This is a genomic window from Bacillus sp. MBGLi79 (assembly GCF_002953915.1).
This window is the reverse complement of sequence record NZ_CP026521.1, coordinates 1187121-1202236: the sequence shown is the minus strand read 5'-3', so window position 1 is coordinate 1202236 and position 15116 is coordinate 1187121. Positions and strand designations below refer to the sequence as shown.

Below are 15116 nucleotides of genomic sequence, written 5' to 3'. Positions count from 1 at the left end.
TTACTTCAATCAGATCATGAATTCCACAACTTCCAATTCCCATCTAGGAAAAAACAATAAACTTGTGCAAGACACCGTTCATATATTAAACTATTCTCATAACTATAACGTGATGGTTGGGAGGGATATAGATGGGGCTGAGACTTATCGCATCAGTGAACTAGCGGCGCTCGCCGGAGTAACGAAACGGACAGTTGATTATTATACGAATCTCGGTCTGCTTACGCCGGCCAGATCCTGTTCAAATTACCGTTACTACGACGAAAATGCACTCAAACGGCTTATATTTATTGTAGATTGCAAGAAGCAGCGATTGGCCCTGTCCGATATTAAAGATCGACTGGAGAACCAGTTTCCCTCTTCAGCTAAACTTAATGATGAAATTGGAAATCTGGCATTAGAAATTGATCATATGAATCAAAACATCTCCGGAATCTTGCATCGGTTTGAACGGCTGAAGCCTGAGGATCGTGACAAGCTGAAAAGCAAGCTCCCGCCTGAAAAGCTCGCCGTGTTCCAATCATTAATGCTGCTGTTAAGTTAAAACCATTTTATCTAACAGGAGGTGTTACCTTCATTCTCATTGCTAGAGTGAAGGTTCTAATTGGACATAGTGAATTTGATTTTAGTTGCTGTTTTAATCGCCCTGACGGCATTTTTCGTGGCATCTGAGTTTGCCATTATCAGAATCAGAGGCTCACGGATCGATCAGCTGATCGCGGAAGGAAATAAAGCAGCAATAGCCGTAAAAAAAGTGACCACGCATCTTGATGAATATTTATCTGCGTGTCAGCTCGGAATTACACTGACTTCCATCGGATTAGGGGTCTTAGGTGAATCAACGATTGAAAGGCTGCTTCACCCGCTTTTCGTAAAATTGAACGTTCCAGGTTCCCTTTCACATGTCATATCGTTTATTTTTGCGTATGCCATTATCACGTTCCTGCACGTTGTTGTTGGAGAACTTGCACCTAAGACAGTCGCTATCCAAAAGGCGGAAGCAGTGTCTATGCTGTTTGCGAAACCGCTGATTTGGTTTTACCGCATTATGTTCCCGTTCATTTGGCTTTTGAACAATTCCGCACGGTTATTGACAAAAGCATTTGGCCTGGAGACCGTTTCAGAAAACGAACTGGCTCACTCTGAAGAAGAGCTGCGAATCATTTTGTCTGAAAGCTATAAAAGCGGTGAAATCAACCAGTCAGAGTTTAAATATGTAAATAAAATCTTTGAATTTGACGACAGGCTCGCGAAAGAAATTATGATTCCGCGGACCGAAATTGTCAGCCTTCCGCATGATATCAAGATTTCTGAAATGATGGATATCATTCAGATCGAAAAATATACCCGCTACCCTGTGGAAGAGGGCGATAAAGATAACATTATCGGGGTTATTAACATAAAAGAAGTGCTGACCGCCTGCATCAGCGGCGAGGTATCTGTTGATTCGACCATTTCTGAATTCGTCAATCCGATCATTCATGTCATTGAATCTGCGCCGATCCAAGACCTGCTTGTCAAAATGCAAAAAGAGAGGGTCCACATGGCCATCTTGTCTGATGAATACGGCGGCACTGCCGGGCTTGTAACGGTTGAGGACATCATCGAGGAAATTGTCGGTGAAATTCGCGATGAATTTGATATTGATGAAATTAGCGAAATCCGCAAAATCGGCGAAGGCCATTATATTCTTGACGGAAAAGTGCTAATTGACCAAGTAAACGACCTGCTCGGCATTCATTTAGAGAACGAAGAAGTCGATACAATCGGCGGCTGGTTCCTTACTCAAAAATACGATGTTGAAAAAGATGATTCTATCATCGAAGAAGGCTGCGAATTCATCATTAATGAAATTGACGGCCACCACGTCGCATATATTGAAGTGAAAAAGCTTCAAGAAGAAGAACTTCTCGAGACTGCTAACCAACAGGAAGCATAATAAGAAAAGCACCTTATAAAAGGTGCTTTTCTTATTTTCACAGTTTCAGGCTAACGCCTTATAGCTGATCAAGTTTATTCTCTAATTCTTTAATCCGCTGATTCAAAGCCTCTGTCATTGCTGCAAGTCTTTCCTTTGACGGCAGGTGGGCAAAATCAGCCTGGTGAAGAGGCTCACCGATAATCAGCTTCATTTTTCCTTTTTTGAACAATTCTTTTCCGCTTGAAGGGCCCTGATATGCAGCAGGAACAAGCGGCGCTTTCCCCATTTGCGCAATTGTCACCGCACCTCTTTTCAAAGGCACGTCCTCAGAGGTTCTTGTTCCGCTTGGGAAGATACCGACAATCTCTCCTTCTTTCAGCAGCTTAATCGGTGTTTTAATACTGCTTGGCCCGGGATTTTCCCGATCTACCGGAAAGGCATGAATTTTCTGCAGAAACGAACCGATCCATTTATTTTGAAAAAGCTCTTTTTTCGCCATGTAGTGTATTTGATAAGGAAGAATCCCGACTCCGAGTGTAATCACATCAACCCAGCCGGAATGTGTACACGCGATGACAAAACCTGAATCGGCCGGAAGGTTTTCTTTGTTATACACCTTCACTCCTCCGCGAAGAGAAAGAATAACTTTTAAAGCATTTGCACAAAACTTATACATATCGCACTTCCTTTGTCGTAATCAATGATTCTTTCTGTCATCTATTATAACAATATTTTTTATTACCTGGTACTAATTTTTAAGATTTCTCCCGTTAAAACGCCAAAAAGCTGAGGATTCGCCCTCAGCTTTTGTTATATTTCCTCTCTGGTCGGCGGGGCCATAAACTCCGGTCCGACTGGGTCTGAAATTGTATTTTCCAATATGGTATTGATATCTTTCTGATCTTCACTATTCAGCGTCCAGCCTGTAATCTCAGATAGCGCCTCAAGCTGTTCAGGCTTCCTTGCCCCCCAAAGAGCGACATCCGCTCCCGGCTGGTCTAAGATCCATCTGACAGCCAAGTGAATCACTGATTTTCCATAACGAGTCTTCGCCAGCTTATCCAATTGATTCACAGCAGAAAGATACTCTTTAAAGCGGGGCTTCTGGAATTTTGGATCGTGATTACGCAGATCATCGCTCTCAAATGTATATTCTTCAGTCATTTTGCCTGTTAACAGCCCTCTGCATAAACTGCCGTATAATAAGGTTGTCACCTTGTGATCTCTCGCATACGGAAGAACATTCTCTTCCATTTCTCTTTCAAACAAATTATAAGGAGGCTGAATCGTATGGAGGGGTGCAACGGCGCGAAATGTATCCATTTGCTCAATCGAAAAATTGCTTACGCCAATCGCCCGGATTTTTCCCGCATCATATAATTCCTTCATGACTTCCGCTGTTTCTTCAATTGGCACAAGCGGATCAGGCCAATGCACCTGATAAAGGTCAATATAATCTGTTTGAAGCCGTTTTAAAGAATCCTCAACTTCCTCTACAATTCTCGCTCTGTTCGCATGGCGGAACAGCTGGTTGTTCTTCCAGTCCAAAGCCGTTTTGGTTGCGAGAATTACCTTGTCTCTTTTGCCGTACTCCTTGATTGCCTTTCCGACGATTTCCTCGGACTGCCCGAAGCCGTAAGCCGGCGCGGTGTCAATCAGTGTAATCCCCTGATCAAGAGCGGCGCGGATTGTTTCAATCGATGTTTTTTCGTCAGTGCCTCCCCACATCGTTCCGCCAATGGCCCATGTGCCGAGGCCGATTCTGGAGGCTTCTATTCCTGTGTCTGCGATACTGGTATATTCCATTGTGCCACTCCTTCACTTTTTCACTATCTTTTCCCCTCTGGAAAAAATGTTAAACATTTCTCCGCACTATCTTTTGCGGCCATTTTTGGGTACTATATAGGAATGGTGTTTGATTAGGTATAAAAAAGCCGTTTGCATGTAATGTGCAACTTTAAACCTTTCTTATGCGTGTATAACATAGAGGGGAGAAAAGGCAGTGACGATCGATGAAATTTACCAAATGTACATGAATGATGTTTACAGGTTCCTGCTCTCCATGACAAAAGACAAGCATCTTGCTGAAGACTTGCTGCAGGAAACCTTTATGCGGGCATACATACACATTCACTCCTATGATCACAGCAAAGTAAAGCCCTGGCTTTTTCAAGTGGCGCGAAACGCCTTCATTGATTACGTCAGAAAGCATAAGAAAGAAGTAACCATTTCTGATGACTTAATCGGAAGCCTCTTTCAAAATGCTGTTCAGAGCCCTGCCCATCAGGTAGAGATAAAGGAAGTGCTGACTGGTTATATGTCCGAGCTCCCCGATAATTATCGGGAGGCCTTAACGTTATACTATTTAAAAGAGTTAAATTACAAAGAAGCATCCCATATTATGAATATTTCAGAGGCGAATTTTAAAAGTGTTTTATTTCGTGCCAGACAGCGGCTGAAAGCACTTTATAATAGAGGTGTTAATGATGAATGAAGAATTTAAAAAGCGTTTTGATCAATATAAAAATGGGGAAATGAGCGACCAGGAAATGACCGCATTTGAGGAAGAACTTGAGAAGCTCGAAGTATATCAGGAATTGATTGACAGCGAGCTAGAGGACGATAACGATTGGGATATCAGCATCAGTCCTGAAAAACAAAAAGCGATTTTAGCCTACGGCAAACGCAAATCTTATTTGCGAATTTCTGTGCTTGCCGTCATTTCGACATTGATGATTTTGCCGCTTTGCACGCTGGGAAGCTACCTCTATTACGGAATGGGCGGAAAACACAGCACCGGCAATGAGTTTATGGAAACCGCCGCAGTCACTGTAGCCCTGACCATGCCGAATGTTCTTGTTGATACTTCCGGGCTGAAAAGCCAAGTGAAGCTGTTTGGCATGAATACGGAATTCCCGCTGCAAAAGCAGATTGGCACGAAGACGGCTGCCGTAGGGAATGAACGGGTTGAAATGTTTTATAACAAAGTAAAAGCGCCGGCTGTAAACTACTATGACTTAGAAGCGAATAAAACCGGCCATTACTTCACACACCCTTCAAACACGTCTGAACAAACAACCGCAAAAGCAGAAAAAACATTAAAGACATTGCCTGAAGGAACGGTATCCGAGGTCTACATTTCATATGACCGCGCATATCCGACAAAAGACGTGTATAACAAATTCAAAGGCTATGATGTGAGCTTTTTGTGGAACGCAATCGAAACAGAGAAAAACACAAATAAGACAGCTTCCACAGAACCTCTTGGCTATCCTGGAAAGGATTCAAAGTTCTTGGCCGCCCTTAATACAAAAGGCAAGTCGAATGGCGATCAGTTTATCAACGCCCTGAAATTTATGTCCAAACACGAAAAATGGGCTCAGGTCATTTCAAAACGCAAAGACCTGAATGTAGATAACCGATTAGATTATGTAGAGAAAAACGGTGTCAATGTTTACGGTTCGGTCGTTACAGGACCAACCAAGGAAATCCAGCGGATGCTGAAAAACAAATCTGTAAAATCAGCGAATGTCGGCGAGGTGGAATTATGGAACTGGTAAGAATTTTTAAAGAACACAATGTATTCGGCTGGATCTCTGTCGGGACAGCGGTTCTGTCCCTGCTCTTGCTGAATTTGGCGATTATCAGCAATGTCACGTTTTATTCCTATCAAATGCTTCCGTTCGCCATGGCTGCCGTTCCGTTCGGCGTTGTTGAACTCTTCATCAAGAGAGGACGCACAGGCCCCGGCCTGCTCGGCGTCATCCTTAATCTCTTTGTGATTATTTGTGTGTATACCATTGTATCTGTAGATACAAATTTACAGTTTGGCTTTTAAAAAAAGACGCCTTTTCAGGCGTCTTTTTTCATTTACACCGGTTTTCGGAACAAATAGCTTTCTATAGCAAAACCCATTTTTTCTGTATAAAATCGATGTGCGTCTTTACGCTGAAGGCCAGATGAAAGACTGACAAAGCCAAGTCTGGCTTTACTCGCCCAGTCTGCGGCATAATCCAAAAGCATTTTGCCGTATCCCTTTGATCGGCTAGGTGCCGTTGTAACTAGATCCGCAACCCACAAGTGCTCTCCTTTATGAATGGAAACCCTCGGCTGAGCGCCGCACAGCGCTCTGATCTCTGTATCTTCATATAAGGCAAAAAGCATATACGATTCTTTCTGCACACAGGCTTCAAGCCTTTGTAAATATGTCTCGATATCTAGTTCTGTTCTCAATTCACCCATGACCGGATACGACTCAGCCCATTCTTCTTTCGTGGTTAATTGTTTGATATGAATCATCTTCTCAATCCCCTTTCCTTTCGTTACAATGATCATAGCTAATAAATGGCATTTACCAAATAGCCACTATCAGAAAAAATGACCATGCCAGATAAAAAGGGGATACGAGATGGATATCACGCCGTTTCTTGATAAAAAGAGCAAAATACCGCTGTATGAGCAGCTCTATAGCTTTTTCAAACAAGAGATTTCACATGCGCGAATTGCAAAAGGAACAAAACTTCCTTCAAAACGCAGGCTCTCCAGCTTGCTCGATGTCAGCACGGCAACAATAGAACGAGCTTACGAGCAATTAACTGCTGAGGGCTATGTCAAAAGCAAGCCGAAAATCGGTTGGTTCGCGGCAGAAGTAGAGCCAGACTTTCCGTCAGCTCCTGACCATTTTCAGCAGTCTGCACAGCCTGGCTCACATAAAAAGAACGCACCTGCTATTGACTTCTATCAAGGCAATGTTGATCCGGCCCACTTCCCGTTTACCGCATGGAGAAAAAGCATAGTAAAAAGTCTGGATCGCTATTCTGATTCGTTTCACACCTCTGGAGACCCTCAGGGAGAATACGAACTCAGGCACACGATTGCCCGATTCGTCAGGCTGTCTCGGGGAGTAAATTGCGATCCCGGCCAGATTATCATTGGTGCAGGAACCACCGTGCTTCTGCAAATTCTTTGCCTTATGCTAAAACCAGGGACAAAAATCGGCTTTGAAGAACCGGGCTTTCACCGTTCAAGAAAGATATTTGAAGCAAATCGCATGAATGTCATTCCGATTTGTACTGATGCAGAAGGCGTCCTGCCGGATGAGCTCTACCGCCGGAATCCTTATTTCATGTATACGACTCCTTCGCATCAGTTTCCGCTTGGGACCATCATGACGATAACCCGCAGACAGGAGCTGCTTGCATGGGCAGCAAAATCAAATTCATTCATTATAGAGGATGATTATGACGGGGAATTTCGCTACAGCGGCCATCCCATTCCGTCTTTACAGGGCCTAGATCCGAATGGCAGAGTCATATATCTTGGCACTTTTTCAAAGTCACTTCTGCCTTCCTTGCGGCTTAGCTTCATGATTGTGCCCCCTGAACTCATGAAATCGATCAAAAACAACGCTGAGTTAATGAAGCAAACCGTCTCTGCCCACTCGCAATTCGCGCTGGCAGACTTCATCGAAACCGGAGAGTGGCAAAAACACATAAATAGAATGAGAGGCCTTTACCGAAAAAAACACGCTGTCCTGTTAGAAGCCATCCGCTCTGAACTAGGGAACACCGTTGAAATTCTCGGTAAAAACTCGGGGCTTCACATTCTGCTGCGTCTTTTGTTTCCAGCAAGTGAGGACGAAGCAATAAAAACAGCCGCAAATAACGGTGTAACCATCTATCCCGTCTCCCCTTCATATAAAGAACGAACGCCTTTTGTTTCTGTCTTAATCGGTTATGGCGGTTTGTCAGAAGAGGACATCAGGCTCGGCATCCAAAAACTAAAAACGGCATGGGCGCCGTTGATATCACCTTATTAAATAAAAAACAGGCTCCATTCCCGGAGCCTGTTTTTTTAAAATGATAAAATTCCGATTAAATTTAAGAACACGATAATAATGGCAAGCGGCACGATAAAACGAAGCAAATAAAACCATGTGTAAAAGAATGCTTTACCTGCATTTGATCCATTTCTCATTTCTGCCAAGAGCTCGCTCTTCGAAATTTTAAGCGGGATAAAAAGAGAAATTAACAGAGCGCCTGAAGGCATTAAAACATTGCTGACGGTAAAATCAGCAATATCAAAAAACGTTTTGCCAAATAGGTGCACATCACTTAATACGCCATAAGACAGGCAGCATGGGATTCCGACCAAAAAGATCAAAAACCCGCTCGTCCATGACAGTTTTTTCCTCTTCTTTTCGTCCCCTTTTCCGATTGTGGCGACAATAATTTCAACCATCGAAAACGCTGAGGTTAAGGCCGCAAATAAAAATGCAACGAGAAAGCCTATAAAAAACAACGTGCCAAACGGCAGCTGTTCAAAAACGGCTGGAAGCACTGTAAACAGCAGTGTCGGTCCTTCATTTGGCTGAAAACCGAATGAAAAAACAGCCGGAAAAATAGCTAGACCTGCCAAGAGTGTCACAATGATATTCATCAAGACAATGGAGGCTGCCGAACGAGGGATATTTTGTGTTTTCGGCAAATAGGAGCTATAGGTCACCATCACCGATACCCCCAATGTTAACGTAAAGAAAGCCTGTCCCAAAGCGAATAATATAGATTCCGGAGTCAGATCGCTGAAATGTGGCACAAGCAGAAACTTTACGCCTTCCATTCCACCATTAAGCGTAAGAGACCGGAGAACAAGCAGAATAAACAACAAAAACAAAATCGGCATTATCACCGCGCTGACCCGTTCAATCCCTTTTTGAACCCCTCTGGCGACAACGATGACAGTCAGTACCATAAAAACAAGCTGAGCCGTGAGCGTCTGCACCGGATTTTGGATAATAGAAGCAAAAAGAGCGCCATACTGTGCTTGGGAAAGCCCGGACAGTGAGCCTGACGCCGTTTTTACGATATACAGCAAGATCCATCCTCCGATTACACTGTAAAACGACAGCACTAAGAAACACGCGGCTACACCGATCCACCCGGTAAGAAACCAAGCTGATCGCGGCGCTTCTTTTTTATATGCATCAATGGCATTCGTCTGGTTCCGTCTTCCAAAAATAAATTCCCCCACCAAAAGCGGATAGCCTAAGAGGATGGTAAATAACACGAAGATAAGAAAAAAGGCTCCTCCCCCATTGGTCCCCGCTACGTAAGGGAACTTCCAAATCGCGCCCAAGCCGATAGCCGAACCGGCCGCTGCCATGACGAAACCAATTTTCGAAGCCCATTGGACTGGTTTTTGCTCAGACAATAAACGTCACTTCCTTTCCAGCCTATATTATCTCTTATTTTTGTCTTCATTTCTATAGATTCATTTGCCAAGAACAGAAAAGAGAGCGGCCGTATGGCCGCTCGTTATTTATTGATTTAATTTTGAATGCTTTCTTGAATACAGGAAATAGATGACCAAGCCGATTAACAGCCACACCAGGAAGCGGACAATCGTCACCCATCCCAGATTTAAAATCAAGAACAGGCAGAACAGAATCGCCAGGCCTGGGATCACGGGAACTCCCGGGCATTTAAAAGCTCTCGGAAGATCAGGCTGTTTCTTTCTCAAAACGATAACTGCCACAGAAATCAGGACAAATGCCGACAACGTCCCGATGTTTACCAGCTTTGCAAGTTCATCCAGCGGAACAAGTGAGCCGAGAAGCGCCGACATCGTTCCGAAAAACCAAGTGGCTACATAAGGTGTTTTGTGCTTTGGATGCACTTTAGAAAGTGAGCCCGGCACAAGTCCGTCACGCGACATGGCAAACATGACGCGGGTCTGCCCGTAAAGCATCACGAGCATAACTGTTGTCATTCCCAGCACGGCGCCAATATCAATGATGCCAGCCACCCAGTTTTGCCCTGCGCTTTGAAGAACAAGAGAAACCGGATGATCCACACCCGCAAATTGAGCAAACGGGATAACCCCAGTCATGATTGCTGATACGGTGACATATAAAATCGTGCAAACCAGTAAAGAGAAAATAATGCCTTTAGGCAGATCCTTTGCGGGATTTTTCGTCTCTTCCGCAGCAGAGGATACAGCGTCAAATCCGATAAAAGCAAAGAATACGAGCGCCGCTGCACTGAATACGCCGCCAAAGCCCATTGGCATAAACGGCTGCCAGTTGTGCGGCTTCACGTAAACGGCTGCCACCGCGATAAACAGCAGAACAACCAGTATCTTCAAGATAACCATGATATTGTTGACTCTTTTTGATTCTTTGATGCCTAAATAAAGCAAATATGTGATCGCCATTACAATGACGAATGCAGGAAGATTAAACAGAGTAAAGGTGCCTTTCACTGCGCCCGGTGCCGCTGTTAAAGCAACCGGAAGATGAATGCCGAGCCCTGATAAAAATGATTGGAAATAACCAGACCAGCCGACCGACACTGCACTTACCGCCAGCATGTATTCTAAAATTAAATCCCACCCGATAATAAAGGCCATAAGCTCTCCCAATGTCGCATAAGTGAATGTATACACCGAACCTGAAACAGGCACACTTGACGCAAACTCCGCGTAAGACAGGGCGGCGAATAAACAAGCCAGCGCCGCCACAACAAATGAAATGGTCAGTCCGGGACCTGCCGTGACTGCGCCTGTTCCCGTCAGAACAAAAATTCCTGTACCAATAATGGCGCCGATTCCAAGCAACGTTAAATCGAACGCCCCTAATTCTCTTTTTAAAGACTTTTCACCGCTCGTCGCAGCGATTAAATCCTGAATGCTTTTCTTCCTAAATACGCTCCCTTTCATTCCCCTTCAACTCCCGATCATCTATTTTTATATATTTTATTTGAATTTTCTGAATTCATGAGCGGCAATGGTCATTTTTCTGTTTTTCTACTATATTTGTACTGGTCGTGAATCATTCCTTTCTCCTACTCAATATTATATATAAAATTGCAAAAATGAAAACAAAATTGTTAGAAAAATCGACAAATTTTTTATTTTCCAATTTCTAACCACACAAAAAAACCAGCTATCAAAGCTGGTTTTTCGTTGATTACGTTGAAATAAAACGGCCGCCATTCACATGAATGGTCTGCCCTGTCATATAGGAAGATTCGTCAGACGCCAGCAGAACATAGGCGCCCGCATGCTCAACCGGCTGTCCCGGTCTTCCCATTGGGGTATCCAAGCCGTGCTGTTTCACTTTTTCCTCAGGGAATGTCGCCGGAATAAGCGGTGTCCAAATCGGACCAGGCGCCACCGCATTCACTCTGATGCCTTTATCCGCAAGCGACTTCGCCATGGACCGCGTAAAGGAGACAATCGCACCTTTTGTGCTGGAATAATCAATTAACGCCGTATCTCCTTCATAAGCGGTAATCGATGTCGTATTGATAATGGCACTGCCCCCTCGCAAGTGAGGCAAAGCTTTCTTCGTCATATGAAACATGGAAAAAATATTTGTGCGAAAGGTTTTTTCCAGCTGTTCTGTTGAAATATTGAGAATGCTGTCCTGGGGATGCTGTTCAGCGGCGTTGTTCACCAAGATATCTAGTTTGCCAAAATGGTCCACTGTTTGCCGCACAGCTTGTTCACAATGGTTCTCGTCCCCGACATCTCCCGGGATAAGCAGGCAGCGGACATTTTCCTTTTCGATCCGTTTACGTGTTTCCTCTGCGTCCGAATGCTCATCTAAGTAAAGAATGGAGATATCAGCCCCCTCTTTAGCAAACGCAATGGCAGCCGCTCTCCCTATCCCGCTGTCGCCTCCGGTAATGATCGCGACTTTTCCTTTCAATTTTCCGCTTCCTCGATAATCCTCGTCATCTGACAGGGGCAGCGGATTCATTTCTGATTCAATGCCCGGCTGTCTGTCCTGATGCTGGGGTTCTTGTCCTTCTGTTTGTCTGTCCATTGGGTTCACATTCATCACTCCTAGACATGTGGTTAATACTGAACGTTACCACACGACAGAAGTGAGTAAACGCCAAAATATGCTATGAAAGAACTTCCTCAGGAATGGCACCTGTATATTTCGCTGATGGACGGAAAATCATGTTGTTTTCCGCCTGTTCCAGCACATGGGCGCACCATCCCACCATTCGGCTTGCAGAAAAGGTCGGTGTAAACAATTCATCGTCAAAATCGATGGCCTTCATCACAGCAGCCGCATAAAATTCAACATTTGTGTACAGCTTTCGTCCCGGTTTGTAGATTTCAAGCAAACGAATCGCTTCTGCTTCTACATGGAGTGCAAGATCGAGATCGCGGTCATTGCCGGCCACCTCTTCTGCTTTCTGTCTCAAAGCTTCTGCCCGCGGGTCTTTTGTTTTGTACACCCTGTGGCCGAATCCCATCAAGCGCTCTCCTTTTTCGAGTTTTTCTTTCAGATATGCTTCAGCATGTTCTTTTTCTCCAATGTCTTCAAGCATTTTTGTCACAGCAGAAGGGGCGCCTCCGTGGAGCGGGCCTTTCATCGTGCCAAGAGCAGCCGTGACGGCTGACACTAAATCACTTTCTGTAGATAATGTGACCCTTGCCGAAAAAGTGGATGCGTTCATGCCGTGCTCCATGGCCAGAATCATATAGGTTTCAAGCGCTTTCTTTTTTGCCTCTGAAGGCTGTTCACCTGTGAGCATATAATAATAGTTTTCGACATGTCCGTACTGGGAAGAAGGTGTTATTGCTTGTTCACCGAGCGACCACCTTTTTCTGTAGGCAATGATGGAGGGCGTGATTGCAATAAGCCGGATTGCTTCTTCTGTTTTCGGATGGAATGTGTACGTATTTTCCCCCAATGCTGACACAACCGTTCTCAGCACCGACATATCGTCCATATTGTTTGGCAATGACTGAACCAAGCGCTCAATGTGTTCCGGAAGGTACCGGTCCGCAGCCAGCTTATCTTTAAATACCTGCAATTCTTCAGCTGAAGGCAGTTTCCCAAATAAAATCAAATAAGCCGCTTCTTCAAAGCTATGATTCAGTGCGATGTCTTTTGCATGATGGCCTCTGTAAATCAGACGCCCTTTTTCACCATCAATATGGCTGATGGATGTTTCCACACATGTAATTCCCTTTAATCCGTAATGTACCATTTGTATTCCCCCTATCCTTTTCTGTTATTATAGTAAATATAATATTTAAAAAATAATGAATATTTTAAAGGAAATTAATTAAAAATATTAATCAGAGGGAGAATAGAAATGGATTTCAAATGGCTTCATACCTTTGTGACTGCTGCGAAATATGAAAACTTCCGAAAAACAGCGGAAACGCTTTTCTTATCTCAGCCCACTGTGACTGTGCATATCAAGCAATTAGAAAAAGAAATCAGCTGCAAGCTGTTTGAGCGAAAAGGCAGACAGATCCAGCTGACTGATGAAGGCAGGGCTTATTTACCGTATGCGCTCAGGCTGCTTGATGATTATGAAAACAGCATGGCAGAGCTTCACAGAGTGCGACAAGGCTACTCTCAAACCTTACAGCTCGCGGTTTCTCCGCTTATTGCAGATACTGTGCTTCCTTCTGTCATGAAGCGGTACACAGCAATGAACACGGAAACAGAAATGGCGGTGACGATTTTCGAATCAGCGGAAATCGCGTCACTGATAAAAGCCGGGGAAGCTGATATCGGACTGAGCTGTCTAAAGGTACAGTCTTCCTCTTTAAGCTGCCACTGCCTTTATAAAGACCCTGTCGTCCTTGTTGCCCCGCCCGATCAGCGTTTCATAGAAGACAAAGAAATTGATGCCAAAGAGGTGCTCGAGCAATACCTGCTTTTGACCCACAATCATCCTGATTACTGGGACGACTTGCTCCGTCAAGTCAGAGTGACATTTCCATTTGTGAGGACAATGAAGGTCACACAAACACATATAACGAAACGGTTTATCAAGGAAGGACTCGGGGTTTCATTTCTGCCTTTATCTACAGTAAAGCGGGAGTTAGCAGAAAAACAGATGATCAGAATCCCTTATCAGTCTGCTCAGCTGCCCTATGCCGGCGCTTATGCAATCGCCCTTTATGAAAATAAGAAAGAAAAAAAATTCTTGGATTTTTTATCACATTTTCATTTTTAGGAGCAACCAAAATGGATGTGCTCCGTCTAATGAAAAAAACCCGTTCCAATGAACGGGTTTCCTCTAAAATTAGAATCTTTTCGCACCGAGGTAACGAGGCTTCCAGTAGCTGTTGTCCAAGCTGCTGATTTGTACGCCGTCAGATCCTGCATGAATGAAGCTGTTGTTTCCAATGTAAATCCCCATGTGAGAAGGGCCGGATTTATATGTTGTGAAGAAGACGAAGTCACCAACAGACGGGCTGGCAATGCTTTTCATAGAACTCCAGTATCCCGCAGTGCTTGTTCTGCCCACACTTGTTTGTTTATTCAGTACATACCAAATGAATCCGCTGCAGTCAAAGCCAGAAGTTGTCGTTCCGCCCCATTTATATGGCGTGCCGACTAACGCTTTCGCATCAGAAACCAGCTTGCTCACATTCAGTGATGTAGTAGATGATGCTTTGCTGCTTGAAGATGATGAAGAAGAAGCAGGCTTGGAGCTGCTTGTGCTTGTTCCTTTCACCTTCAATACTTGGTTGACATAGATTACATCTGATTTTAAGCCGTTTAAGCTTTTTAATTTGCTAACCGTAGTGCCGTATTGTTTTGCGATTTTAGACAGACTGTCCCCGCGCTTCACTTTATAAGTGGAAGTTGAAGACGTTGATACGCTCGATGAGCTGGAGCTGCTTGAACTTGATGAGCCTTTCAGTTTCAGGACTTGTCCAACACGAAGCAAGTCTGATTTTAAGCCATTCAGTTTTTTCAGTTCATTGACTGTCATGCCGTATTTTTTTGAAATTTTCCACAGGCTGTCTCCGCTCTTTACTTTGTATGTAGAAGAAGCGGAAGAAGAAGAACTGCTGCTTTTTGAACTTGTAGATTTGCCGTTAATCGATAAAGTCTGTCCCACATAAATAAAGTCCGAACGAAGGTGGTTCTCTGATTTAATTTTACTGATCGTTGTGTCGTATTTTCTTGAAAGATCCCATAACGTGTCGCCTTTTTTCACCTTAATGCTTTGTGCAGACGCCGCTCCTGCAAATAATGTCGATCCTAAAACAACTGCTGTCGTAGCTGTAATGATTTGCTTTTTCATATTTTCCTCCCCAAATGTTAACTCTCTATATATGTATCTCTTTTTTTTAATTAATTTTATTGTTTATATTGTTATTATTTACTTATTTTTATAGATAATTCATAAAAAGAAGCAATACTATA

15 protein-coding genes are annotated in these 15116 nt (G+C 43.8%); 7 read left to right on the top strand and 8 right to left on the bottom strand.

Annotated elements, in window-relative coordinates; translation table 11 throughout:
- The first annotated feature begins 112 nt into the window (after positions 1-112).
- Entirely contained in the window at positions 113-544 is a 432-nt protein-coding gene (cueR, locus tag C1T29_RS05995; protein ID WP_040083818.1) for a Cu(I)-responsive transcriptional regulator, read from the top strand.
- A 60-nt stretch (positions 545-604) separates the two neighbouring features.
- The gene (locus C1T29_RS05990) at positions 605-1939 is read left to right on the top strand and encodes a hemolysin family protein (protein WP_040083600.1); all 1335 of its coding nucleotides are present in this window, start codon (positions 605-607) and stop codon (positions 1937-1939) included.
- Between the two features lie 58 nt (positions 1940-1997).
- On the opposite strand, the gene C1T29_RS05985 is transcribed toward C1T29_RS05990, so the two are convergent.
- Both C1T29_RS05985 and akrN read right to left on the bottom strand, forming a co-directional pair.
- Entirely contained in the window at positions 1998-2597 is a 600-nt protein-coding gene (locus tag C1T29_RS05985) for a 1-acylglycerol-3-phosphate O-acyltransferase (RefSeq protein WP_014663357.1), read from the bottom strand.
- 134 nt (positions 2598-2731) lie between these two features.
- The gene (gene akrN, locus C1T29_RS05980; protein ID WP_103748957.1) at positions 2732-3727 is read right to left on the bottom strand and encodes an aldo/keto reductase AkrN; all 996 of its coding nucleotides are present in this window, start codon (positions 3725-3727) and stop codon (positions 2732-2734) included.
- A gap of 196 nt (positions 3728-3923) precedes the next feature.
- On the opposite strand from akrN, the gene sigM reads away from it, so the two are divergent.
- Genes sigM through C1T29_RS05965 form a run of 3 tightly spaced genes read left to right on the top strand, consistent with a single transcriptional unit; the run spans position 3924 to position 5759 of the window.
- A complete protein-coding gene (gene sigM, locus C1T29_RS05975) occupies positions 3924-4415 on the top strand; it encodes an RNA polymerase sigma factor SigM (RefSeq protein WP_003224177.1) in 492 nt (163 codons plus the stop codon).
- Positions 4405-5481, top strand: coding sequence for an anti-sigma factor (locus tag C1T29_RS05970; RefSeq protein WP_103748958.1), 1077 nt, complete (start codon positions 4405-4407; stop codon positions 5479-5481). The genes sigM and C1T29_RS05970 overlap by 11 nt, the downstream gene beginning before the upstream one ends.
- On the top strand, positions 5469-5759 hold the full coding sequence (locus C1T29_RS05965) for an anti-sigma-M factor (protein WP_003233341.1): 291 nt from the start codon (positions 5469-5471) through the stop codon (positions 5757-5759). Before C1T29_RS05970 ends, C1T29_RS05965 begins: the two co-directional genes overlap by 13 nt.
- Positions 5760-5791: 32 nt before the next feature.
- Here C1T29_RS05965 and C1T29_RS05960 read toward each other — a convergent pair whose 3' ends face one another.
- Positions 5792-6220, bottom strand: coding sequence for a GNAT family N-acetyltransferase (locus C1T29_RS05960; RefSeq protein WP_040083604.1), 429 nt, complete (start codon positions 6218-6220; stop codon positions 5792-5794).
- A 109-nt stretch (positions 6221-6329) separates the two neighbouring features.
- On the opposite strand from C1T29_RS05960, the gene C1T29_RS05955 reads away from it, so the two are divergent.
- Positions 6330-7739 carry a MocR-like pyridoxine biosynthesis transcription factor PdxR gene (locus C1T29_RS05955; protein ID WP_103748959.1) on the top strand — a complete coding sequence of 470 codons (1410 nt, stop codon included), beginning with the start codon at positions 6330-6332 and terminating at the stop codon, positions 7737-7739.
- Positions 7740-7774: 35 nt separating this feature from the next.
- Here the strand turns inward: C1T29_RS05955 and C1T29_RS05950 are convergent, their stop codons facing one another.
- The 4 genes from C1T29_RS05950 to citA all read right to left on the bottom strand — a co-directional run bounded on the left by C1T29_RS05950 (position 7775) and on the right by citA (position 12930).
- Entirely contained in the window at positions 7775-9130 is a 1356-nt protein-coding gene (locus tag C1T29_RS05950; protein WP_071580739.1) for a sodium-dependent transporter, read from the bottom strand.
- Positions 9131-9238: 108 nt separating this feature from the next.
- Positions 9239-10636: a branched-chain amino acid transporter BcaP gene (gene bcaP / locus C1T29_RS05945; RefSeq protein WP_003245791.1), complete on the bottom strand. Its 1398-nt coding sequence runs from the start codon at positions 10634-10636 to the stop codon at positions 9239-9241.
- 250 nt (positions 10637-10886) lie between these two features.
- Entirely contained in the window at positions 10887-11756 is an 870-nt protein-coding gene (locus C1T29_RS05940; RefSeq protein WP_095432729.1) for an SDR family oxidoreductase, read from the bottom strand.
- 73 nt (positions 11757-11829) lie between these two features.
- Positions 11830-12930: a citrate synthase CitA gene (gene citA, locus C1T29_RS05935; protein WP_095432730.1), complete on the bottom strand. Its 1101-nt coding sequence runs from the start codon at positions 12928-12930 to the stop codon at positions 11830-11832.
- A gap of 108 nt (positions 12931-13038) precedes the next feature.
- Here citA and citR point away from each other — a divergent pair, with 108 nt between their 5' ends.
- A complete protein-coding gene (gene citR, locus C1T29_RS05930; RefSeq protein WP_014663348.1) occupies positions 13039-13914 on the top strand; it encodes a transcriptional regulator CitR in 876 nt (291 codons plus the stop codon).
- Positions 13915-13983: 69 nt separating this feature from the next.
- Here the strand turns inward: citR and lytE are convergent, their stop codons facing one another.
- Positions 13984-14994, bottom strand: coding sequence for a peptidoglycan endopeptidase LytE (gene lytE, locus C1T29_RS05925; RefSeq protein ID WP_095432731.1), 1011 nt, complete (start codon positions 14992-14994; stop codon positions 13984-13986).
- Positions 14995-15116: the final 122 nt, after the last annotated feature.